The sequence below is a fragment of the Streptosporangium sp. NPDC002721 genome (assembly GCF_042888905.1).
Lineage (GTDB): Bacteria > Actinomycetota > Actinomycetes > Streptosporangiales > Streptosporangiaceae > Streptosporangium.
This window is the reverse complement of the sequence record NZ_JBIAQI010000032.1, coordinates 59,451-80,729: the sequence shown is the minus strand read 5'-3', so window position 1 is coordinate 80,729 and position 21,279 is coordinate 59,451. Positions and strand designations below refer to the sequence as shown.

The window sequence follows — 21,279 nt, the reverse complement described above, 5'->3', positions numbered from 1 at the left end:
ACGACCGCCGGGGCGTTTCCATGTCCGCACCTCGCGCACCCGCCCCGGAAGTCTCGCGGCCGGTGCGCGGTCACCACGGACCCCAGCATGGCCGTACGCGAGCCGTGAGCCCTTCCCGCCCCCCCGAGTCCCGGCAGCCCCCGCCGGCCGCGCAGGAGGCCCGTGAGGCGCGCGGAGGGCGCGTCACGGGCCGGGCTCACCGCGATCTCCGGTCCGGAACGCGGCGAGGGCCCCCGGAACACCGTCCGGGGGCCCTCGTCACCTCTGTCTCGTGTTCCCGGGAGCGGGCCCCGGGATCAGGCGTCGGCCTTGGGCTTGGCGTCGACGCCGGCCTCCTTGCGCTGCTCCCCCGTGATCGGGGTGGGTGCGCCGGTCAGCGGGTCGAACCCGGAGGCCGTCTTCGGGAAGGCGATGACGTCGCGGATGGAGTCTGTGCCCGCCAGGAGCATGCAGATCCGGTCCCAGCCGTAGGCGATGCCGCCGTGCGGCGGCGGGCCGTACTTGAACGCCTCCAGCAGGAAGCCGAACTTGCTCTCCGCGTCCTCCTTGGAGATGCCCAGCACGTCGAAGACGCGCTGCTGCATCTCGGCCCGGTGGATACGGATCGAGCCGCCGCCGATCTCCATGCCGTTGCAGACCATGTCGTAGGCGTAGGCCAGGGCCTCGCCGGGGTGGTCCTGGAAGGTGTCGGCCCACTCGGGCTTGGGGCCGGTGAAGGGGTGGTGGACCGCGGTCCAGCCGCCCTCGCCGTCCTCCTCGAACATGGGGGCGTCGACGACCCACAGGAAGTTCCAGGCCGACTCGTCGATCAGGCCGCAGCGACGGCCGATCTCCAGACGGGCCGCGCCGAGCAGGTCGCGGGAGGCGGAGGCCGCGCCGGCCGCGAAGAAGATCGCGTCACCGGGCGCCGCGCCGACCTCGGCGGCCAGGCCGGCCGACTCGGTCTCCGACAGGTTCTTGGCGACCGGCCCGCCGAGCGCGCCGTCCTCGCCCACCAGCACGTAGGCCAGGCCCCTGGCGCCGCGCGACTTGGCCCACTCCTGCCAGGCGTCCAGCTCCTTGCGGGTCTGCGAGGCGCCGCCCGGCATGACCACGGCACCCACGTACGGCGCCTGGAACACGCGGAAGGTGGTGTCGGCGAAGAAGGCGGTCATCTCGACGAGCTCCTGGCCGAAGCGCAGGTCGGGCTTGTCGGAGCCGTAGCGCGCCATGGCGTCCCGGTAGGTCATCCGGGGCAGGGGCACAGGCAGGTCGTAGCCGACCGTCTCCTTCCAGATGCGGCCGATGAGCCTCTCGCCCAGCGCGATGACGTCGTCCTGGTCCACGAAGGACATCTCGACGTCGATCTGGGTGAACTCCGGCTGCCGGTCGGCGCGCAGGTCCTCGTCGCGGTAGCACTTGGCGAGCTGGTAGTAGCGCTCCAGGCCGGCGACCTGGAGGAGCTGCTTGAACAGCTGGGGCGACTGGGGCAGGGCGTACCAGCTGCCGGGCTGGAGCCGGACCGGGACCAGGAAGTCGCGGGCGCCCTCCGGGGTCGAGCGGGTCAGCGTCGGGGTCTCGACGTAGGTGAACCCCTGCTCGTTCATCACCTCGTGGGCGAGGTAGGTGGCCCGGGAGCGGATGCGCATGGCGTGCGCGACCTGCTGGCGGCGGATGTCGAGGTAGCGGTACTTCAGCCGCGCCTCCTCCGAGATGCCCGCGGTGCCCTCGATGGGGAACGGCAGCGGCGCGGACTCGCTGAGCACCTCGACCTCGGAGGCGACGACCTCGATCGCGCCGGTCGGCAGCTCGGGGTTCTCGTTGCCCTCGGGGCGGACCCGCACCTCTCCGACGACCTTGACGCAGTATTCGGCGCGCAGGCCGTGGGCGTCGTCCTCCTCGCGGAAGACCACCTGGGCCGAGCCCGAGGCGTCACGCAGGTCGATGAAGACCACGCCGCCGTGGTCGCGGCGCCGCGCCACCCACCCGGCGAGCGTCACCCGCTGCCCGGCGTGCTCCTCGCGCAGTGATCCCGCTTCGTGCGTGCGGATCATTTGTCCAGTCTCTCCTTCAACATCGTGACGATCCCGTCGAGCGGTACGGCGGTCTGCTCCCCGCTGGCCAGGTCCTTGACCTGGGCGACCCCGGCGGCGATGTCCCGCTCGCCGAGGATCACCGCGTGGCTCGCGCCCGAGCGGTCGGCGCCCTTCATCGCGCCCTTGACGCCCTTGCCGCCGAACGCCATGTCGGCGGCGAGGCCGGCCCGGCGCAGCTCGGTGACGAGCAGGAACATCCGGCGGCGCGCCTCCTCGCCCAGCGGCACACCGTACACCCGCACGCGTGCCTCGTCGCTCTCGTCCCCGAACAGGCCCTCGGCCTCCATCGCCAGGACCGTGCGGTCGACGCCCAGCGCCCAGCCGACGCTGGGCAGGGCGGGCCCGCCGAGCATCTCGCTCAGCCCGTCGTAGCGGCCGCCGCCGCCCACCGCGGACTGCGAGCCGAGCCCGTCGTGGACGAACTCGAACGTGGTGCGCGTGTAGTAGTCGAGGCCGCGTACCAGCCGGGGGTCGTCGGTGTAGGCCACGCCGGAGGCGGTCAGCAGCGAGCGGACCTCCTCGTGGTAGGCCTTGCACGCCTCGCACAGGTGGTCGACGACCAGCGGCGCGCCGGCCAGCTGAGCCTGCACCTCGGGGCGCTTGTCGTCGAGCACGCGCAACGGATTGATCTCGATTCGCGCGCGGGTGGCCTCGTCGAGGTCGAGGCCGCGCAGGAAGTCCTGGAGCGCGGCCCGGTAGACGGGACGGCACTCCTTGTCGCCCAGCGTGTTGATCAGCAGCCGGACCCCGGTGAGCCCCAGGGCGGCGTAGCCGTCGACGGCGAGCAGGATCAGCTCGGCGTCGAGCGCCGGGTCCTCCGAGCCCAGCGCCTCGGCGCCGACCTGCCAGAAGTGGCGGTAGCGGCCCTTCTGGGCCCGCTCGTAGCGGAACTGGCTTCCCGAGTACCAGAGCTTCACCGGGAGCGGCCCGTTGTGCAGGCCGTGCTGCAGGACCGCCCGCACCACCGACGCGGTGCCCTCGGGGCGCAGCGTGATGGAGCGCCCGCCCTTGTCCTCGAAGGTGTACATCTCCTTGGAGACGATGTCGGTCGACTCGCCGACACCGCGGACGAACAGCGCGGTGTCCTCGAAGACCGGGGTCTCGATGTAGCCGTAGCCCGCGCGGCGGGCGGGTCCGGTGAGGGCCTCGCGCACGGCGAGCGCCCGCTCCGAGCGCGGCGGAAGCCAGTCGAAGGTGCCCTTGGGCGCCTGCAAAGTCATTGTCTAAAGTCCCCTGCCGGGGCCGCGGTCGTGCCCGGCGCCCGCGGGGCCCGCGGGATCCACGGGATTCGCGGCCGCCCTCGCCTCCGCGAGATACGGGTTGGTGGCACGCTCGTGACCGATCGTGGTCTGTGGTCCGTGGCCGGGCAGGACCACCGTGTCCTCCGGCAGCGGCAGGCACTTGGCCGCCAGGCTGCGCAGGATGGTCGGGTAGTCGCCGCCCGGAAGGTCTGTGCGGCCGATGGAGCCGGCGAACAGCAGGTCGCCCGAGAACAGCACGTCCGGGATCTCCGGGGTGCTGGGCAGCCTGAACGTCACCGACCCCCTGGTATGGCCGGGGGTGTGGTCGACGGTGAGCTCCAGGCCCGCCAGCCGCAGCACCTCGCCGTCGGCGAGCTCGCGCACGTCGTCGGGCTCGGTGAAGGTGAGCCCCCCGAACATCTGCTGTTTCGTCGACAGCGACAGCCCCTTGCCGGGATCGGAGAGCAGGTCGCGGTCCTCCGGGTGGATCCACGCGGGAACGTCACGCGCGCCGCAGACCGGGGCGACCGACCACATGTGATCGATGTGCCCGTGGGTGACCAGCACCGCGACCGGCTTGAGCCGGTGCTCGCGCAGCAGGTCGTCGAGGTCGCCGACGGCGTTCTGACCGGGATCGACGACCACGCACTCCTCGCCCGCGGCGGGAGCGACGACGTAACAGTTGGTCTGGAAGGACCCTGCGGGAAAGCCGGCGATGAGCATCTGCCTCAGCTGATCTCGTCAAGAATGCGGATGGGAATGTAACCGAAGGGTACCGGTGCGGGTCGGCGGGCTGCGAACCATTACCCATTGGCCGATACGATTCGCCCACCTCATTAAGTACTACTCGGCACTCGGGAGGGCGAAGCGGTGAGCGGCAAGGAGCGTCAGAAGCAGTTGGCGCGCGAGCACTACGAGCGGCAGACGCAGCGACGCGTCGAACGCGAGGCCAAGGCCAAGCGCAACGCGATCATCGGCAGCACCGTGGCCGGTGTGGTCGTGGTGGCGGGTGTGATCGCCGCGACGACCATGTTCGGGGGCTCCGACACGACGGCGACCGCGACCACCGACCCGGCCCCGTCCGACAACGCCTCCCCGGCCGCGTCGGCGGCGGCCGGACCGCAGCCGAAGGCCTTCGACCCGGCGAGCGGCACCTGCGGCTACGCCGCGGAGGCCGGTGGCGGCCCGGCCAAGAACGTGGGCCTGCCCCCGGAGAAGGTCGACAAGACCCCCAAGAAGATGACCCTGAAGACCAACCAGGGCGACATCGTCATCGAGGTGTCGGCCGAGAAGACGCCGTGCACGGTCAACTCCTTCGCCTTCCTGGCGCAGAAGAAGTACTTCGACGGTTCCAAGTGCCACCGGCTGGGTTCCGACCAGTTCCCGATGCTGCAGTGCGGCGACCCGCTGGCCAAGGCCGACGGCAAGAGCCAGACCGACGGCCAGGGTGGTCCCGGCTACCGTTTCGTGAACGAGAACCTGGAGGGCGCCAAATACACGCGCGGTGTCGTGGCCATGGCCAACAGCGGCCCCGACACCAACGGCAGCCAGTTCTTCATCGTCTTCGGCGACGCCCCGCTGACCCCGGACTACACACCGTTCGGTACGGTCACCAAGGGTCTGGAGATCCTCGACAAGGTGAACAAGGCCGGCGTCATCACCCCGGGCCCCGACGGCACGGGGGCACCGAAGGAAACCGTCGAAATCAAAGACGTGACAATGTCCAGTTAGAGCTGACGTAATACATACAAGGGGCGGTAAGTCCCGAAAGGCTGATGAAAGTGCGGGAGGACACGGTGAGCACCGACCCGTGGGGCCGGGTAGACGACGACGGCACCGTCTACGTACGTACGGCTGAGGGAGAGCGGGCCGTCGGGTCCTGGAAGGCCGGCGAACCGGAGGAGGCGCTTGCCTACTTCCATCGCAAGTTCGACGAGCTGGCCGGGCAGGTCGCCCTGCTGGAACAGCGGGTTCGTGGCACCGACCTGCCACCCGCCCAGGCCGAGGCGACGATCGTCAAGCTGCGCGAGGCGATCACCGACGCGCACGCGGTCGGCGATCTCGACGCGCTGCTGGGCCGCCTCAACGCCCTCACGGAGCTGGTCGCCCAGCGCCGCGAGGAGGTCAAGGCCGCCCGCGACGTGGCCAGGGCCGAGGCCAAGGGCGTCAAGGAGCGGATCGTCGCCGAGGCCGAGCGCATCGCCGACGACACGACCCACTGGAAGACCGGCGGCGAGCGGTTGCGGCAGCTGATCGAGGAGTGGAAGGCGGCCGAGCGCATCGACCGGGTGACCGAGGCGGCGCTGTGGAAGCGCCTCTCGGCGGCCCGTACGGCCTTCGCCAAGCGGCGCAAGGCCTACTTCGCGGGCCTGGACGAGCAGCGCGAGGGCGTGCGTTCCACCAAGGAGCGCATCGTGGCCGAGGCCGAGACGCTGGCCTCGTCCACCGACTGGGGCGCCACCGCGTCGGCCTACCGCGAGCTGATGCAGGAGTGGAAGACGGCGGGCAGGGCCTCACGCGAGGTCGAGGACGAGCTCTGGGGCCGTTTCAAGGGCGCCCAGGACCAGTTCTTCCAGGCGCGCTCCGCCGTCTTCGCCGAGCGCGACGCCTCGCTGGCGGCCAACGCCGAGATCAAGGAGCAGCTCCTGGTCGAGGCGGAGAAGATCCTTCCGGTCACCGACGCCCGCGCCGCCAGGAGTGCCCTGCGCAATCTCCTGGAGCGCTGGGAGGCCGCGGGCCCGGTCCCGCGCGAGCAGCGTGACCGCCTGGAAGGTGGCCTGCGCAAGATCGACGATGCGGTCCGCAAGGCCGAGGAGACGGAGTGGAAGCGCTCCAACCCCGAGGCCCGCGCCCGCGCCCAGAACACGGTCGACCAGCTGCTCAAGTCGATCGCGCAGCTGGAGGGCCGCCTGGCCAAGGCCAGGGACGCCGGCAAGGACAAGGACGTCAAGGACGCCGAGGAGGCCCTGGCCGCCCGTCGTTCCTGGCTGGAGGAGGCGGAGCGCACGCTCGCCGAGTTCTCCTGACCCCCGGCTGACGCGCCTTCAGGGCCGCGGGGAGCACCCGGTGCTCCCCGCGGCCCTGCCGTTCGTGGCGGAGATCCCAGAGGGTCGTACGGGGCCGCGGGAGGGGACGCCTCAGGAACCGGCGCCGCTGACCCGGTAGACGTCGTAGACGCCCTGGATGTTGCGGACGGCCTTCAGGACGTGGCCCAGGTGCTTGGGGTCGCCCATCTCGAAGGTGAACTTGCTGATCGCCACCCTGTCCCTGGACGTCGTCACCGACGCCGACAGGATGTTGACGTGCTGGTCGGAGAGGGTACGGGTCACGTCGGAGAGCAGCCGGGGCCGGTCGAGCGCCTCGACCTGCAGCGCGACCAGGAACACCGAGTCGTCGGCGGCGGACCAGGCGACCTCGACCAGGCGGTCGGGCTCCGACTGGAGCTGGTCCATGTTGGGACAGTTGGTGCGGTGCACCGACACGCCGTGCCCGCGGGTGACGAAGCCGACGATCTCGTCGCCGGGCACCGGGGTGCAACATCGCGACAGGCGCACCCAGACGTCGGAGTCGCCCGCGACGACCACTCCCGCGCCGCCGCTGCCCCGGGGGCGCCCGCGCAGCTTGGTCGGCACGGAGGTCTCGGCGATGTCGTCCTCGGCGCCCTCGACGCCCCCGATGGACGTCACGAGCTTCTGCACGACCGTCTGCGCGGCCACGTGGCCCTCGCCGACGGCCGCGTAGAGCGCGGAGACGTCCGGGTAGCGCAGGTCCCTGGCGAGGGCCAGGAGGGACTCTCCGGACATCAGGCGCTGCAGCGGCAGGCCCTGCTTGCGCATGGCGCGGCCGATCGCCTCCTTGCCCGCCTCGATCGCGGTCTCGCGGCGCTCCTTGGAGAACCACTGCCGGATCTTGTTGCGGGCCCGGCCGGACTTGACGAACTTCAGCCAGTCGCGCGAGGGGCCCGCGTCGGGCGACTTGGAGGTGAAGATCTCCACGGTGTCGCCGTTGCCCAGGCGCGACTCCAGGGGCACCAGGCGGCCGTTCACCCTCGCCCCGATGCAGCGGTGGCCGACCTCGGTGTGCACGGCGTAGGCGAAGTCGACGGGCGTCGCGTTCTCCGGCAGGGCGATGACCTGGCCCCTGGGGGTGAAGACGTAGACCTCCGAGACCGACAGGTCGAACCTGAGCGACTCCAGGAACTCGCCCGGGTCTGCGGTCTCCTTCTGCCAGTCGAGGAGCTGGCGCAGCCACGCCATGTCGCTGGCGGGCTTCAGCTTCGCCCCGGGAGGACCCGCGACGGTCATGTCCTCCTTGTACTTCCAGTGCGCCGCCACGCCGTACTCGGCCCTGTGGTGCATGCCGTGGGTGCGGATCTGCAGCTCCACCGGCTTGCCCTCGGGGCCGATGACCGTGGTGTGCAGCGACTGGTACATGTTGAACTTGGGCATCGCGATGTAGTCCTTGAACCGGCCGGGGACCGGGTTCCATCGCGCGTGGATCGTGCCGAGCGCCGCGTAGCAGTCGCGGACCGAGTCGACGAGCACCCGGATGCCGACCAGGTCGTAGATGTCGTCGAAGGCGACGTCGCGGGCGATCATCTTCTGGTAGACGGAGTAGTAGTGCTTGGGACGGCCCTTGACGGCCGCGCGGATCTTGGCGTCGCGCAGGTCGCCGGAGACCTTCTCGATGACCTCCTGCAGGAACAGGTCCCTGCGCGGGGCCCGCTCCGACACCATCCGGGCGATCTCGTCGTACCGCTTGGGGTAGAGCATGGCGAACGCGAGGTCCTCCAGCTCCCACTTGATGGTGTTCATGCCCAGCCGGTGGGCGAGCGGCGCGAAGATCTCCAGCGTCTCGCGCGACTTCTGGTGCCGCTTGTGCTCGGGCAGGTAGCGCATGGTGCGCATGTTGTGCAGCCGGTCGGCGAGCTTGATCACCAGCACCCGGATGTCGCGGGACATCGCCACGACCATCTTGCGCACGGTCTCGGCCTCGGCCGCGGCGCCGAACTTGACCTTGTCGAGCTTGGTGACGCCGTCGACCAGCAGCGCGATGTTGTCGCCGAAGTCCGAGCGCAGCTCGTCGAGGCCGTAGGCGGTGTCCTCGACGGTGTCGTGCAGCAGCGCCGCGCACAGCGTCTCGTCGTCGGTGCCGAGCTCGGCCAGGATCGTGGCCACCGCCAGCGGGTGGGTGATGTACGGGTCGCCGCTCTTACGCTTCTGGTCGCGGTGGTGGTAGGCGGCCACGTCGTAGGAGCGCTCGATGAGCCGGAGGTCCGCCTTCGGATGGGTCGCGCGGACCGTCCGGAACAGCGGCTCCAGGACCGGATTCATGCCGCCACCCCATTGCCCCCCAAAACGTGCGAGCCTTCGCCTTACCGCCGGCTTCTCCTCGGCGGTTCCGGACATGGCGGAACCGGCGTCGCCTGCTGGGACGGCCGTCTCGGGACCGCCACCGCCGACGGTCGTGTCGGGGACGACCACATCACGGGGCACTCAGACTCCCTACGTTCGAGTCCAGATCCCTCAGTGTATCCAGACGGGGTTGTGTGCTTTTGTCCGCGGGGTCGATCAGACGACGACGAGAGTGTGCAGCTCCACGTCGGTCAGACGCTCGCGGCCCTTGAGGAAGGCCAGCTCCATGAGCACGGCGATCGCGACGACGTCGGCGCCCGCCCTGCGGACCAGCTCCACCGCCGCGCGTGCCGTGCCTCCCGTGGCGAGCACGTCGTCGACGATGAGGACGCGCTCCCCGGGGGTGAAGGCGTCCCGGTGAACCTCGATGGTGGCGGAGCCGTACTCCAGATCGTAGGACGCCTCAAGCGTCTCAGAGGGCAGTTTGCCTTTCTTCCGTACCGGGACGAAGCCCGCGCCCGCCCGGATCGCGACCGGGGCGGCCAGGATGAAGCCCCGCGCCTCGATTCCCACGATCTTGTCCACCCGGTGCAGCCCGGCCAGTTCCTCGGTCACCGCGGTGAACGCCACCGGGTCGGCGAGCAGGGGGGTGATGTCCTTGAACAGCACCCCGGGCTGCGGGTAGTCGGGCACGTCGCGGATGCGGTCGAGGATCAGGCTGCTCAGGTCGGTCATGGTCGGCGCTCCTGTGGAGGTCTGGGGACGGCGGAGGGGCTGGGGAGGGGGAAGGGCCGGGGAGGGCTGGGGAGGGCGCAGGGAACCGGGAGGCGCAGGGAACCGGGAGGTACGGAAAACGCCTCCGCTCCCGGGTACGGGGAGCGGAGGCGCGGATGTGCCCGTGCTTACTTCTTCTTCCGTTTGTCACCGGCGGAGGCGGCCGTGGCCGTGGCGGCGCCGTTGGAGGCTCCCGCGGTGACCGGCTGGCGCACCGTCTTGACCCCGGAACTCCCCCCGTGGGCGGCGAGCCTGCGGGCGAGCGCCTGGTAGCGCGGCTCGCGCTCCTTGAGCGTGACCAGCAGCGGCGTCGCGACGCACAGCGAGGAGTAGGTGCCGACGATCATGCCGACGAACAGCGACAGCGACAGGTCCTTCAGCGTTCCCGCGCCGAACAGCGTGGTACCGATGAACAGGATCGCCGCGACCGGCAGGATCGCCACCAGGGTGGTGTTCAGCGACCGGATCAGCGTGTGGTTCAGCGCGTTGTTGGCGGCCTCGGTGTAGGTGAGCTTGGAGGTCGTGCCGAGCTTGGCGGTGACCTCCTTGATCATGTCGAAGACGACGACGGCGTCGTACAGCGAGTATCCGAGGATCGTCAGGAAGCCCAGCAGGGTGGCCGGGGTGACCTCGAAGCCGGACCAGGCGTAGACGCCGGCGGTGATCACCAGGTCGTGCAGCAGCGCCACGACGGCGGCGAGCGCCATCTTCCACTCGAAGGCCATCGTCAGGTACAGGATGATCGCCAGCATGAAGACGATCAGTCCGATGACGGCCTTGTTGGCCACCTGACCGCCCCACGAGGCGCCGATGACCTGCAGGTTGACCTGGTCGGCCGGCAGCTTGAACTCGGTGGCGACCGCCTTCTGGACCGCGGTGACCTGGTCGGCCGGGAGGCTCTCCGTGGTCACCCGCCAGCCGTTCTGGGTCGTCTGCGCGATGACCTGGTGCGCACCGGCGTCGGTGAACGTGGCGCGCACCTGCTCGATGTTGGCGGTCGGCGCCTTGAAGGAGAAGACGGACCCGCCCTTGAACTCCACGCCCAGGTTGAGGCCGTTGAAGACCAGACCGGCGATGGAGATCACCAGCAGAACTGCGGAAAGGGAGTACCAGAGCTTCTTGCGGCCGACGAAGTCGACGTCGACCTCGCCCCGGTACAGCCGGCGCGCGATGCCGGACATCAGGCCTCCTGCGGAACGGTCTTGGACGCGACGGGGGCCTCGCTCATGCGCTCGGCGTCGAGCCCGGAGAGCTTGTGCCCCTTGGCGAAGAACTTCAGCCTGGCCAGCATCGCGACGAACGGCTTGGTGAACATGAAGACCACCGCGATGTCGATGAGCGTGGTCAGGCCCATGGCGAAGGCGAACCCGGCCACACCGCCGACCGCCAGGAAGTAGAGGACCACGGCGGCGATGAACATGACGGCGTCGGCGATGAGGATCGTCCGCCGGGCGCGGACCCAGGCGACCTCGATGGCCGTGCGCAGCGAGCGCCGGCCCTCCTTCATCTCGTCGCGGATCCGTTCGAAGTAGACGATGAACGAGTCCGCGGTGATACCGATCGAGACGATCAGTCCGATGATGTGCGGCAGCGAGAGGCGGAAGCCCGCGAACGCGCCGAGCAGCACGACGGACTGGTAGGTGACGATCGTGGCCACCACGAGGCTCAGCACCGACACGACGCCCAGGCCGCGGTAGTAGAGCATCGAGTAGATGACGACCAGCAGCAGGCCGATCGCACCCGCGATGAGGCCGCCGCGCAGCTGGTCGGCGCCCAGCGTGGAGGAGACCTCCTCGATGGAGCTCTTCTCGAACTTCAGCGGCAGCGCGCCGTACTTGAGCTGGTTGGCCAGCTCGTCGGCCGTCACCTGGGTGAAGCTGCCGGAGATCTGCGCCCGGCCGCCGGTGATGGGCTCCTGGATGACGGGCGCGGAGATGACCACGCCGTCGAGGACCATGGCGACCTGGTTGCGGGGGGCCTGCGAGTTGAAGGCGGTGGTGGTGACCTTCGACCACTGGTCGGGGCCCTGGCCCTTGAAGGCGAGCTGGACGAGCCACTCACCGGTGGTCTGGTCGACGCCGGAGGACGCGCTGTCGATCGAGGTGCCGGTCACGGCCGCCTTGTCCAGCACGAACTTGGTGCTGCCGTCCTGGCTGCAGCCGACGTACTGCTTGTCGGGCGCGTCCTGGGCACCCACGCCGGCGTCCTTGGCGCAGTCGAGCGTCTCGAACCGCTTGAGCGCCGCGGGGTCGATCCCGGCGGTGTCGACGCCCGCCATGGGGTCCTCGGGCGCCGCGGGCGGGGCCGTCGGCGGGGCGCTGGCGTCGGGGGCCGCGCTGCTGCCCGGCTTGGCGGACTTGTCGCCGCTCGGCTCGGCGGAGGGCGCGGTGGTGGCGCCGGGGCTCGGGTTGGTGAGCGCCGACGACAGGGCGCGCCCGGCCGGGGTGGCACCCGTGTCGGGCGCGGCGGTCGCGTCCGGCCTCGGGGTCTCCGACCCGGCGGGCTTGGACTCCTTGTTCCCCTTGCGCCCGGAGGCGCTGGGCGTGGGAGTCGGCGTCGGCGCCTGGGTGGAGAGCTGCCCCGGGGGCGGAGGCGACCCGGCCCCGATCGCCAGCACTTGGCGGAACCTCAGCTCCGCGGTGGTGCCGACCAGCTTGACGACTTCCTCCTGGCCGGCTCCGGGAACGGAGATGACGATGTTGTCGCCGGATTTGGCGACCTCGGCGTCGGAGATGCCGCTGCCGTTCACCCGCTCACGGATGATGTTCACGGCGAGGTCGAGGCTCTCCTGCGAGGGAGCGCTCCCGTTCGGCGTGACGGGCTGCAGCGTCACGGTCGTGCCGCCGGCGAGGTCGAGGCCATACTCCGGCGTGTACGCCTTGTTGAGGAGCATCGCCCCGCCCATGGCGAGAATGATCGCCAGAAGCACCAGGAGCATGCGCCCCGGTCTGCTCTGGCCGCTGGTCGGTCGGGCCACTGGTCGTCAGTTCTTTCGGTTATAGGGGGTTGGAGGTGAGGCCACTCACGGCTTCTTGCTCGTCGTGTCGTGGTCTGCACCCTGCTGTTCCGCCGTCACCACGACATCGTGGTCGACAGCCTTGACATTCTCCTCCTCCGCGTCGTCAACCGGAACCAGGACACGGCCGATGGCCGCCTTGACCCAGCGGGTCTCCACGCCGGGGGCGATCTCCAGGATCACGTCGTCGGCGTCGATGGCCACCACGGTCGCGAAGAGACCCGTCGTGGTCATGACGCCGGTGCCCGGCGTGAGACTGTTCTGCATCTTGACCTGCTCCTGCTGCCGCTTGCGCTGCGGCCGGATGAGCAGGAAGTAGAACACCACGACCATGAGAGCGATCATGATCAGGCTCGAATAGTTGCCGCCCACAGGGCCGCTCCCTCTCTTGAGATTGACCGGCGGAAGCCGGACGTCACATACGGCCACGCCGCTCAGCACGTCAGCCTACACAGCCATCCAAGGCTGGGAGTTTAGGCGAGCTGTTAAGAGCGCGGCAACGAAGTCACGTTCAGGCGCGCAGGGAAGTTCCCATTTCGATACAGTTGTCATCGATCTGTGATCAATCCTGTACGACTTCCCTACCGACTCCCAACGTTAGACGCGCCCGGGATCATCCTCAAGATCGATGAGGAACGAGGCGCCGAAGGCGTCCGGCGGGGGCACCAGCCCCAGATGGGTCCAGGCCGCCGCGGTCGCCACCCGGCCGCGGGGGGTGCGGGCCAGCAGCCCCTGCCGCACCAGGAACGGCTCGGCGACCACCTCGACCGTCTCCGGCTCCTCCCCCACCGCGACCGCCAGCGTCGACAGGCCCACCGGACCGCCGCCGAACTTGCGCAGCAGCGCCCCGAGCACCGCCCGGTCGAGCCGGTCGAGCCCTTCGGCGTCGACCTCGTAGAGGTTGAGCGCCGCGGAGGCGACGTCCCTGGTGACGACGCCCTCGGCGCGTACCTCGGCGAAGTCGCGGACCCGGCGCAGCAGCCGGTTGGCGATGCGGGGGGTGCCGCGGGAGCGGCCGGCGATCTCGCGGGCGGCGTCGCCGGGGAGCGTGACGCCCAGCAGGCGCGAGGAGCGGTGCAGCACCTTCTCCAGCTCGTCGACCCCGTAGAACTCCATGTGCGCGACGAAACCGAAGCGGTCGCGCAGCGGCGCGGGGAGCATGCCGGCCCGGGTGGTGGCCCCGACCAGGGTGAACGGGGCGATCTCCAGGGGGATGGCGGTCGCCCCCGGCCCCTTGCCCACCACGATGTCGACGCGGAAGTCCTCCATCGCGAGGTAGAGCATCTCCTCGGCGGGCCTGGCCATCCGGTGGATCTCGTCGATGAACAGGACCTCGCCCTCGGAGAGGGTCGACAGGATCGCCGCGAGGTCGCCGGCCCGCTCCAGCGCGGGCCCGGAGGTGATCCGGAGGGGCACCGAGAGCTCGGTCGCGATGATCATCGCGAGGGTGGTCTTGCCCAGCCCGGGGCCGCCGCTCATCAGCACGTGGTCCGGCGGCCGGTCGCGCCGCAGCGCGCTCTGCAGCACCAGCGACAGCTGCTCGCGCACCCGCGCCTGGCCGATGAACTCCTCCAGCCGCTTGGGCCGCAGGGCCGCCTCGATGTATCTCTCGTCGCCCTCGGCGTCCGGCGACACCAGATCACGGTCGGAACTCACGCCGCCCCTCCCCTGCTCGCCGCGTCGCGGAACCGCCCGAGCCCTTCGGGCACCGCGCGACGGCTCCTTCCGGCATCTCCCGGCGTACGTCCCCCTGCGGCGCGTTCGTCCCTCATCGCACGCTCGGCGCGCGCAGCGCGGCCTTGAGCAGGGCCCCTCATCGCACGCTCAGCGCGCGCAGCGCGGCCTTGAGCAGGGCCCCCACCTGCGGGGTGCGGCCCTCGGCCAGCTCGGCGTCGGCCTGCGGCTCGACGGCGGCGACCGCCTCGTCGGCGTCTCGCCCCGAGTAGCCCAGGCCGACGAGCCCGGAGTGGACCTGGGTGCGCCAGGCGGGCGCGACGGCGCGGCCGTCGAGCGCGGCGCTGACGGCCTCCTCGGGCGTGCCGAGCTTGTTCTTGAGGTCGACGATGATCCGCTGGGCGCCCTTCGGGCCCACCCCGGGGACCCTGGTCAGCGCCTTGACGTCGGCGGAGGCCACCGCCACCCGGAGCGCGTTGGGGGTGTGCACGGCCAGCATCGCCAGGGCGACCTTGGGGCCGACCCCGCTGGCCGTCTGCAGCATCTCGAAGATGCCGCGCTCGTCGTCGGTGGAGAAGCCGAACAGGGTCAGCGACTCCTCGCGGACCACCAGCGAGGTGGCCAGCCTGGCCTCCTCGCCCGTCCTGAGCGTCGCCAGCGTGCCCGGCGTGCAGTGCACGAGGACTCCCACCCCGCCGACCTCGACGACCGCCCCGCCGGGCGTGAGCGCGGTCACCTGTCCTCGCACCGAGGCGATCACCTGGCGCCTCCTCTCGGGTGTCCGGCCCTGCCGCGGTCGCGGAAGTAGGCGGCGGGGGTCGTGGTGGCGCCCGCCGCCTTCGCGGCGGCCTCGGCCAGCCTGCTCTGGGCCCCGCCCCGCCACACGTGGCAGATCGCGAGGGCGAGCGCGTCGGCCGCGTCGGCGGGCTTGGGCATGGCGTCCAGCCGCAGCAGGCGGGTCACCATCGTGCCGACCTGCTGCTTGTCGGCCGTGCCGCTGCCGGTGATCGCGGCCTTGACCTCGGAGGGCGTGTGCAGCGCGACCGGCAGGCCCCTGCGGGACGCGCACAGGATCGCCACGGCGGAGGCCTGCGCGGTGCCCATCACGGTCCTGAGGTTGTGCTGGGCGAAGACCCGCTCCACGGCCACCGCGTCGGGCCGGACCTCGTCGAGCCACTGCTCGATGCCGGCCTCGATCGCCACCAGCCGGGCGCCGATCTCGTCGTCGGCGGGGGTGCGGACGACCCCGACCTTGACCAGGCTCAGCGGCGCGCCGGGCCGCCCCTCGACGGCGCCGAGCCCGCACCGGGTAAGCCCGGGATCGACCCCCATCACCCGCAACTCGGGCAACCGCACCGACACGCCTCCGCTCGCCGAACACCTGTTCGGTGGCAGACTCTACCGCTTGGGAGCGGCCCGCGCACGGCTCTCCCCCCGGCCCGTCGAAGGGCCCGTTCGACGGGCTCGCCGACGGGCACTTCGACAGGCCGGGGCGGGTTCCCGGGTCACAGGTGCTGGGCGGCGGGTTCGGTGTCCTCGTCGCTCTTCCTGTCCCGCAGCCGGTCCAGGCGGTTCATCACCGGCGAGGCCGAGATGCCGTGGATCGCCAGCGAGGCCAGCACGGTGAAGGCGACCACGGCCCACAGCTCCTCGGCCGGTACGCCGAAGTCGGCCTGGCCGAGGGCGTAGGCGAGATAGAACAGCGAGCCGATGCCGCGGATGCCGAAGAACGCCGTCGCGACGCGCTCGCGCGGCCCCGCCCTGCCGCCCAGCTCGGCGAGCCACCCGGTCAGCGGCCGGATGACCAGCAGCAGCAACAGGCCGACCGCGGCGCCCTGCCAGGTGAGCGCGGACAGGCCGCCCACCGCGACGAAGCCGCCGAGCAGCACGATCAGCCAGGCGGTGAACAACCGCTCGATCTGCTCGATGAAGCCGTGCAGCACCCCGTTGTAGCCGTGGCTGCGCTCGGCGGCCCTGATGGTGCAGGCGGTCACGAACACCGCGATGAAGCCGTACCCGTGCACCAGCTCGGTGAGGCCGTAGGCCAGGAACGTCGCGGCCAGCGCCACGAAGCCGTCGCGGTGCTCGGCCAGCCGCAGGTCGGACTTCTGGGCGCGGAAGAACAGCCGCCCCAGGCCCTTGCCGATCAGCAGGCCGCACACCACGCCCGCGGCGCACCGGTAGAGCAGGTCCACCAGCGTCCACTCGGCGATCCAGCCGACGCCCCCGCTGACGGCGAGCGCGATCGCGGCGTACACCAGGGGGAAGGCCAGGCCGTCGTTGAGACCGGCCTCGGAGGTGAGGGTGAAGCGGACCTCGTCGTCGGCCTTCTCCGAGTCGACGGGCTCGCCGACCTGCACGTCGGAGGCGAGCACCGGGTCGGTGGGCGCGAGCACCGCGCCCAGCAGCAGCGCCGCCGCCAGGGGCCAGCCCAGCAGGCCGTACGCGGCGGCGGCCACGGCGAGGACGGTCAGCGGGAGCGTCCAGCCCAGCAGGCGCCAGGTCGAGGACCAGTCGCGCCGCCCGAAGGGCCGGTTGATGGCCAGCCCCGCGCCCATGAGCGAGATCAGCACGCAGATCTCGGTGGCGTGCTCGATCAGCGCCCGGTGGGCCACCGGATCGGGGTCCGGCAGCTCCAGGGGCAGCGCGTAGAGGAGGAGGCCGCCCAGCAGGCAGGCCAGCGGGAGCGAGAAGGGACGCCGGTTGAGAAGCCGGGGCAGCGTGGCCGCGAGCAGCGCGGCGACGCCCGCCACGGCAAAGATCAGGTCAGGATTGCCCATTGTCCGCGTGATATGCCCGTGACCACACGGACAAACCTCGCGGACAATACGAGATCACACCGTAACCACCTGGGTCAGGCGTCGAGCTTCTCCATGACCTCGTCGGAGACGTCGAAGTTGGCCCAGACGTTCTGCACGTCGTCGCTGTCCTCCAGGGCGTCGATCAGCCTGAAGACCTTGCGCGCGCCGTCCTCGTCGAGCGGGACGTTCATCGTCGGCATGAAGCTGGACTCGGCCGAGTCGTAGTCGATCCCGGCCTCCTGCAGGGCCTTGCGGACCGGGACGAGGTCGGTGGCCTCGGAGACGACCTCGAACTGGTCGCCCAGGTCGTTGACCTCCTCGGCGCCCGCGTCGAGGACCGCGGTCAGCACGTCGTCCTCGCCCAGCTCACCCTTGGGGACGAGCACGACGCCCTTGCGGTTGAACATGTAGGACACCGAGCCGGGGTCGGCGAGCGAGCCGCCGTTGCGGGTCAGCGCGACGCGGACCTCGGAGGCCGCGCGGTTGCGGTTGTCGGTGAGGCACTCGATCAGCACCGCGACGCCGCCGGGGGCGTACCCCTCGTACATGATCGTCTGCCAGTCGGCGCCGCCGGCCTCCAGGCCGCCGCCGCGCTTGCGGGCGCGCTCGATGTTGTCGATCGGGACCGAGCTCTTGCGCGCCTTGGTGATGGCGTCGTACAGCGTCGGGTTGCCGTCCGGATCGGGGCCGCCCGTCCGGGCCGCGACCTCGATGTTCTTGATGAGCTTGGCGAACAGCTTGCCGCGCTTGGAGTCGAGCGCGGCCTTCTTGTGCTTCGTCGTCGCCCATTTGGAGTGGCCGGACATCGCCTAGAGCTCCCTCACCATCTCAGCGAAATATGAATGCACACCGACATCCCCGGTAAGTTCCGGGTGGAAGGACGTGGCGAGCAACGGTCCTTGGCGGACCGCGACGATCCTATCCCCAGGTTCGGCCAGCGCCAGCACTTCGACGTCCGAACCCACGGATTCGACCCAGGGGGCGCGGATGAACACGGCCCGCATGTCGCCGCGGCCGGCGAAGTCGATGTCGGCCTCGAAGGAGTCGACCTGGCGGCCGAAGGCGTTTCGGCGCACGACCATGTCGATGCCGCCGATCGTCTGCTGGCCCTCGATCCCGCCCTCGATCCGGTCGGCCAGCATGATCATCCCGGCGCAGGAGCCGTAGGCGGGCATGCCCGCCTTGATCCGCATCCGGAGCGGTTCGAGCAGCTCGAAGGTCTCGGCGAGCTTCCACATCGTGGTGGACTCCCCGCCCGGGACGACGAGGCCGTCGACCGCCTCCAGCTCGCGGGGGCGCCGTACGGTGACCGCTCTGGCACCCACCGCCTCCAGGCAGCGCACGTGCTCGCGCACGTCTCCTTGCAGCGCGAAGACTCCGATCGTGGGGACGCTGGTCACCGATGGTCCTTCCGTGCGGGTGAATTGCCCCTTCAGCGTATGGCCACCGCTCGCGGGGCCCAAAATCCCGGCCGGACGCGGCACGGGCGCCCCGGCGAGGATCCGCCGGGGCGCCCGTGGCGGTGGGCGAGGGTCAGGGGCGCTTGGTCTCCAGGTCCACGGTCTCCTGGATCCAGTCGACGGCCGGGGTCCTGGCGGCCGAGGGGTCGACCGGGCGCAGGTAGGTCCGCTGCACGCCGGGAACCCGGTCCTCGACCACGAAGGTCGCCTTGGTGTGCGCCGCCGCGCCCGGCTGCGTCACCTGCGGCAGCACCTTGAAGTCGGCGGTGAGCAGGTCGCGCTCGATCCGGGTCATCACGTAGCCGCGCTGGTTGTTGTAGAACTTCAGGTGCGGGTTGATCGTCAGGTACGGGTGGGTCGCCGGGTCCGAGTCGAGGCCGTCGCCGCCCGTGGTGATGGACGAGGCGACCAGCTCGGAGCCGACCGTGCGGGTGGTGGGGTCGTCGTAGTCGAGCTTGAGGTCGCTCGCCCAGTGGGCGTGCACGTCGCCGGTGAGCACCACGGGGTTGCGCACCTCGGCGTCCACCCAGCCCTGGGTGATGCGCTGCCGCGAGGCGACGTAGCCGTCCCAGGCGTCCTGGCTGGTGATCTTCGCGGGCCCGGCGTTGTTGTCGCGCTGGGCGAAGAAGACCTGCTGGCCGATCACGTCCCAGCGCGCCCCGGAGTGGCGCATGCCCTCCAGCAGCCAGCGCTCCTGGGCGTCTCCGGTGATCGAGCGGGCGGGGTCGACCGCCGCCGGGCAGTCGTCGTAGCCGTCGCCGCAGCCCTGGTCGCTGCGGTACTGGCGGGTGTCGAGCATGTGGAAGGTGGCCATCCTCCCCCACCGGACGCGCCGGTAGAGCTGCATGTCGACGCCCCGGGGGATGGAGGCGCGCCGCAGCGGCATGTTCTCGTAGTAGGCCCGGAAGGCCGCCTCACGCCGGGCGAGGAAGTTCGGCTGGGGCACCTCGGGCTTCTCGGGCACCTCGTCGGCCCAGTTGTTGTCCAGCTCGTGGTCGTCCCAGACGACCAGCCAGGGGGCGGCGGCGTGCGCGGCCTGCAGGTCGGGGTCGGTCTTGTACTGGGCGTGCCGCTGGCGGTAGTTGGCCAGGCTCTCGGTCTCGGGCCCCTCGTGGTGGCGGATGTTGCCGCCGGGGATGGTGTAGGTGTCGCGCCGGTACTCGTACTGGTAGTCGCCCAGGTGCAGGACCAGGTCGGGCCGCTCCTCGGCCAGGCGGCGGTAGGCGGTGAAGTAGCCGTGCTCGTACTGGGCGCAGGAGACGAAGGCCATCGCCAGGGCCGAGCCGTAGGAGAACGCGTGCGGGGCCGTCCTGGCCCTGCCGATCGGCGAGAGGTAGGGGCCGACCTTGAAGCGGTACCAGTAGTCCCTGTCGGAGGGCAGCCCGTTCAGCTCGACGTGGACGCTGTGGCCCCACTCGGGGGTGGCCACGGCCACGCCCCGGCGCAGCACGCGGCGGCCCCTCTCGTCGCCGTAGACGTGCCACTCCACGGGGAAGGGGCGGGCGGGCATGCCGCCCAGGCCGTCCTCGGCGAGCGGCTGTGGCGCCAGGCGGGTCCAGATCACGAAGCCGTCGGAGTCGGGGTCCCCGCAGGCGACGCCGAGCGTGAAGGGGTCCGAGCGCAGGCCCCGGGAGGCCAGGGAGGCGGCGCTCTCCTGGGCCGGCTCGGGACCGGCGTACGCGGCGGTGGCGGGGATGCCCGCCGCCGCGCCGGCCGCGATACCGGTGACGAGGAAGGACCGGCGGGTGAACTTCGACAAGGGAAACCTCCCGGGTGATCGGGCACGAACGCCCGTCAGCCTCGCGGAGCACCATGACCGCGGAGTTAACTCCCCCTGTCAGGAAAAAGGCGATCTCCGTGACGGAGATCGCCCTGTGCCCGGCCTCGCGGGCCCGTCCGCCCTACCAGCCGCGCTCGGCCAGCCGGTGCGGGGCCGGGATGTCGTCGACGTTGATGCCGACCATGGCCTCACCCAGACCGCGGGAGACCTTCGCGATGACGTCGGGGTCATCGTAGAAGGTGGTGGCCTTGACGATCGCGGAGGCGCGCTCGGCCGGGTTGCCGGACTTGAAGATGCCCGAGCCGACGAACACGCCCTCGGCGCCGAGCTGCATCATCATCGCCGCGTCGGCAGGGGTGGCGATGCCGCCGGCGGTGAACAGCACGACCGGCAGCTTGCCGGTCCTGGCGACCTCGGCGACCAGCTCGTACGGCGCCTGGAGCTCCTTGGCCGCGACGTAGAGCTCGTCCTCGGGCAGCGAGCCCAGGCGCTTGATCTCGCCCCTGATCTTGCGCATGTGGGTGGTGGCGTTGGAGACGTCGCCGGTGCCGGCCTCGCCCTTGGAGCGGATCATCGCCGCGCCCTCGGTGAGGCGGCGCAGCGCCTCACCCAGGTTGGTCGCGCCGCAGACGAAGGGCACCGTGAACTTCCACTTGTCGATGTGGTTGGCGTAGTCGGCCGGGGTGAGCACCTCGGACTCGTCGATGTAGTCGACGCCGAGCGACTGGAGCACCTGGGCCTCGACGAAGTGGCCGATGCGGGCCTTGGCCATGACCGGGATCGAGACGGCGGAGATGATGCCGTCGATCATGTCGGGGTCGCTCATCCGGGAGACGCCGCCCTGGGCGCGGATGTCGGCGGGCACTCGCTCAAGGGCCATGACGGCGACGGCGCCGGCGTCTTCGGCGATCTTGGCCTGCTCGGCGTTGACGACGTCCATGATGACGCCGCCCTTGAGCATCTCTGCCATGCCGCGCTTGACCCGGGCGGTTCCGGTGACGGTCGTCTCGCTGACTTCGGGCGTGCTGCTGGACACGGTCTCTACCTCACGACGGCTGGCTGCGGGTCAACGGGCCGTCCGGGGGACGGCCACTACGCTTCCAT

Annotated in this window: 18 protein-coding genes; 2 read left to right on the top strand and 16 right to left on the bottom strand. The window is 70.8% G+C overall.

Annotated elements, in window-relative coordinates; all coding sequences use genetic code 11:
- Positions 1 to 296: 296 nt before the first annotated feature.
- The 3 genes from aspS to ACFYWM_RS36910 are packed head-to-tail and all read right to left on the bottom strand — an operon-like array spanning position 297 to position 4,039.
- Complete coding sequence (gene aspS / locus ACFYWM_RS36920; protein WP_389923894.1) at positions 297 to 2,033, bottom strand: aspartate--tRNA ligase; 1,737 nt, start codon at positions 2,031 to 2,033, stop codon at positions 297 to 299.
- The gene (hisS, locus tag ACFYWM_RS36915) at positions 2,030 to 3,295 is read right to left on the bottom strand and encodes a histidine--tRNA ligase (RefSeq protein ID WP_389923891.1); all 1,266 of its coding nucleotides are present in this window, start codon (positions 3,293 to 3,295) and stop codon (positions 2,030 to 2,032) included. Before hisS ends, aspS begins: the two co-directional genes overlap by 4 nt.
- A gap of 3 nt (positions 3,296 to 3,298) precedes the next feature.
- Positions 3,299 to 4,039 carry an MBL fold metallo-hydrolase gene (locus ACFYWM_RS36910; protein ID WP_389923888.1) on the bottom strand — a complete coding sequence of 247 codons (741 nt, stop codon included), beginning with the start codon at positions 4,037 to 4,039 and terminating at the stop codon, positions 3,299 to 3,301.
- 147 nt (positions 4,040 to 4,186) lie between these two features.
- Between ACFYWM_RS36910 and ACFYWM_RS36905 the strand changes: the two genes are divergently transcribed.
- On the top strand, positions 4,187 to 5,047 hold the full coding sequence (locus tag ACFYWM_RS36905; RefSeq protein WP_389923885.1) for a peptidylprolyl isomerase: 861 nt from the start codon (positions 4,187 to 4,189) through the stop codon (positions 5,045 to 5,047).
- 65 nt (positions 5,048 to 5,112) lie between these two features.
- Positions 5,113 to 6,342, top strand: coding sequence for a DUF349 domain-containing protein (locus ACFYWM_RS36900; RefSeq protein ID WP_389923883.1), 1,230 nt, complete (start codon positions 5,113 to 5,115; stop codon positions 6,340 to 6,342).
- A gap of 111 nt (positions 6,343 to 6,453) precedes the next feature.
- Here ACFYWM_RS36900 and ACFYWM_RS36895 read toward each other — a convergent pair whose 3' ends face one another.
- From ACFYWM_RS36895 to pdxS, 13 genes are all read right to left on the bottom strand, one after another.
- Positions 6,454 to 8,649, bottom strand: coding sequence for a RelA/SpoT family protein (locus ACFYWM_RS36895; RefSeq protein WP_389923880.1), 2,196 nt, complete (start codon positions 8,647 to 8,649; stop codon positions 6,454 to 6,456).
- A gap of 237 nt (positions 8,650 to 8,886) precedes the next feature.
- Complete coding sequence (locus ACFYWM_RS36890; protein WP_389923878.1) at positions 8,887 to 9,405, bottom strand: adenine phosphoribosyltransferase; 519 nt, start codon at positions 9,403 to 9,405, stop codon at positions 8,887 to 8,889.
- A gap of 167 nt (positions 9,406 to 9,572) precedes the next feature.
- Complete coding sequence (secF, locus tag ACFYWM_RS36885) at positions 9,573 to 10,625, bottom strand: protein translocase subunit SecF (protein WP_389923877.1); 1,053 nt, start codon at positions 10,623 to 10,625, stop codon at positions 9,573 to 9,575.
- Entirely contained in the window at positions 10,625 to 12,382 is a 1,758-nt protein-coding gene (gene secD, locus ACFYWM_RS36880; RefSeq protein ID WP_389923875.1) for a protein translocase subunit SecD, read from the bottom strand. Before secD ends, secF begins: the two co-directional genes overlap by 1 nt.
- Before the next feature lie 84 nt (positions 12,383 to 12,466).
- Complete coding sequence (gene yajC / locus ACFYWM_RS36875; protein ID WP_389923872.1) at positions 12,467 to 12,832, bottom strand: preprotein translocase subunit YajC; 366 nt, start codon at positions 12,830 to 12,832, stop codon at positions 12,467 to 12,469.
- A 225-nt stretch (positions 12,833 to 13,057) separates the two neighbouring features.
- Entirely contained in the window at positions 13,058 to 14,116 is a 1,059-nt protein-coding gene (ruvB, locus tag ACFYWM_RS36870; protein ID WP_389923869.1) for a Holliday junction branch migration DNA helicase RuvB, read from the bottom strand.
- A gap of 157 nt (positions 14,117 to 14,273) precedes the next feature.
- A complete protein-coding gene (gene ruvA / locus ACFYWM_RS36865; protein ID WP_389923866.1) occupies positions 14,274 to 14,894 on the bottom strand; it encodes a Holliday junction branch migration protein RuvA in 621 nt (206 codons plus the stop codon).
- Positions 14,891 to 15,475: a crossover junction endodeoxyribonuclease RuvC gene (gene ruvC, locus ACFYWM_RS36860; protein ID WP_389923968.1), complete on the bottom strand. Its 585-nt coding sequence runs from the start codon at positions 15,473 to 15,475 to the stop codon at positions 14,891 to 14,893. Before ruvC ends, ruvA begins: the two co-directional genes overlap by 4 nt.
- Before the next feature lie 164 nt (positions 15,476 to 15,639).
- Positions 15,640 to 16,914 carry a cation:proton antiporter gene (locus ACFYWM_RS36855; protein ID WP_389923863.1) on the bottom strand — a complete coding sequence of 425 codons (1,275 nt, stop codon included), beginning with the start codon at positions 16,912 to 16,914 and terminating at the stop codon, positions 15,640 to 15,642.
- Between the two features lie 74 nt (positions 16,915 to 16,988).
- Complete coding sequence (locus ACFYWM_RS36850) at positions 16,989 to 17,741, bottom strand: YebC/PmpR family DNA-binding transcriptional regulator (RefSeq protein ID WP_362874724.1); 753 nt, start codon at positions 17,739 to 17,741, stop codon at positions 16,989 to 16,991.
- A gap of 3 nt (positions 17,742 to 17,744) precedes the next feature.
- Positions 17,745 to 18,335: a pyridoxal 5'-phosphate synthase glutaminase subunit PdxT gene (gene pdxT / locus ACFYWM_RS36845; protein WP_389923858.1), complete on the bottom strand. Its 591-nt coding sequence runs from the start codon at positions 18,333 to 18,335 to the stop codon at positions 17,745 to 17,747.
- Positions 18,336 to 18,468: 133 nt separating this feature from the next.
- Positions 18,469 to 20,154, bottom strand: a complete 1,686-nt coding sequence (locus ACFYWM_RS36840) for an alkaline phosphatase D family protein (protein ID WP_389923855.1) — start codon at positions 20,152 to 20,154, stop codon at positions 18,469 to 18,471.
- A 142-nt stretch (positions 20,155 to 20,296) separates the two neighbouring features.
- Positions 20,297 to 21,211 (bottom strand): pyridoxal 5'-phosphate synthase lyase subunit PdxS, encoded by a 915-nt coding sequence (gene pdxS, locus ACFYWM_RS36835; protein WP_389923852.1) that lies wholly within the window; start codon positions 21,209 to 21,211, stop codon positions 20,297 to 20,299.
- Between the last annotated feature and the right edge of the window lie 68 nt (positions 21,212 to 21,279).

Bases quoted from the DNA above. Each gene is read 5' to 3' on its own strand.
- ACFYWM_RS36890 (WP_389923878.1), bottom strand. From the start codon at position 9,405: ATGACCGACCTGAGCAGCCTGATCCTCGACCGCATCCGCGACGTGCCC.
- ACFYWM_RS36850 (WP_362874724.1), bottom strand. From the start codon at position 17,741: ATGTCCGGCCACTCCAAATGGGCGACGACGAAGCACAAGAAGGCCGCG.
- ACFYWM_RS36895 (WP_389923880.1), bottom strand. From the start codon at position 8,649: ATGAATCCGGTCCTGGAGCCGCTGTTCCGGACGGTCCGCGCGACCCAT.
- hisS (WP_389923891.1), bottom strand. From the start codon at position 3,295: ATGACTTTGCAGGCGCCCAAGGGCACCTTCGACTGGCTTCCGCCGCGC.
- aspS (WP_389923894.1), bottom strand. From the start codon at position 2,033: ATGATCCGCACGCACGAAGCGGGATCACTGCGCGAGGAGCACGCCGGG.
- ACFYWM_RS36910 (WP_389923888.1), bottom strand. From the start codon at position 4,039: ATGCTCATCGCCGGCTTTCCCGCAGGGTCCTTCCAGACCAACTGTTAC.
- ACFYWM_RS36855 (WP_389923863.1), bottom strand. From the start codon at position 16,914: ATGGGCAATCCTGACCTGATCTTTGCCGTGGCGGGCGTCGCCGCGCTG.
- secF (WP_389923877.1), bottom strand. From the start codon at position 10,625: ATGTCCGGCATCGCGCGCCGGCTGTACCGGGGCGAGGTCGACGTCGAC.
- secD (WP_389923875.1), bottom strand. From the start codon at position 12,382: ATGCTCCTGGTGCTTCTGGCGATCATTCTCGCCATGGGCGGGGCGATG.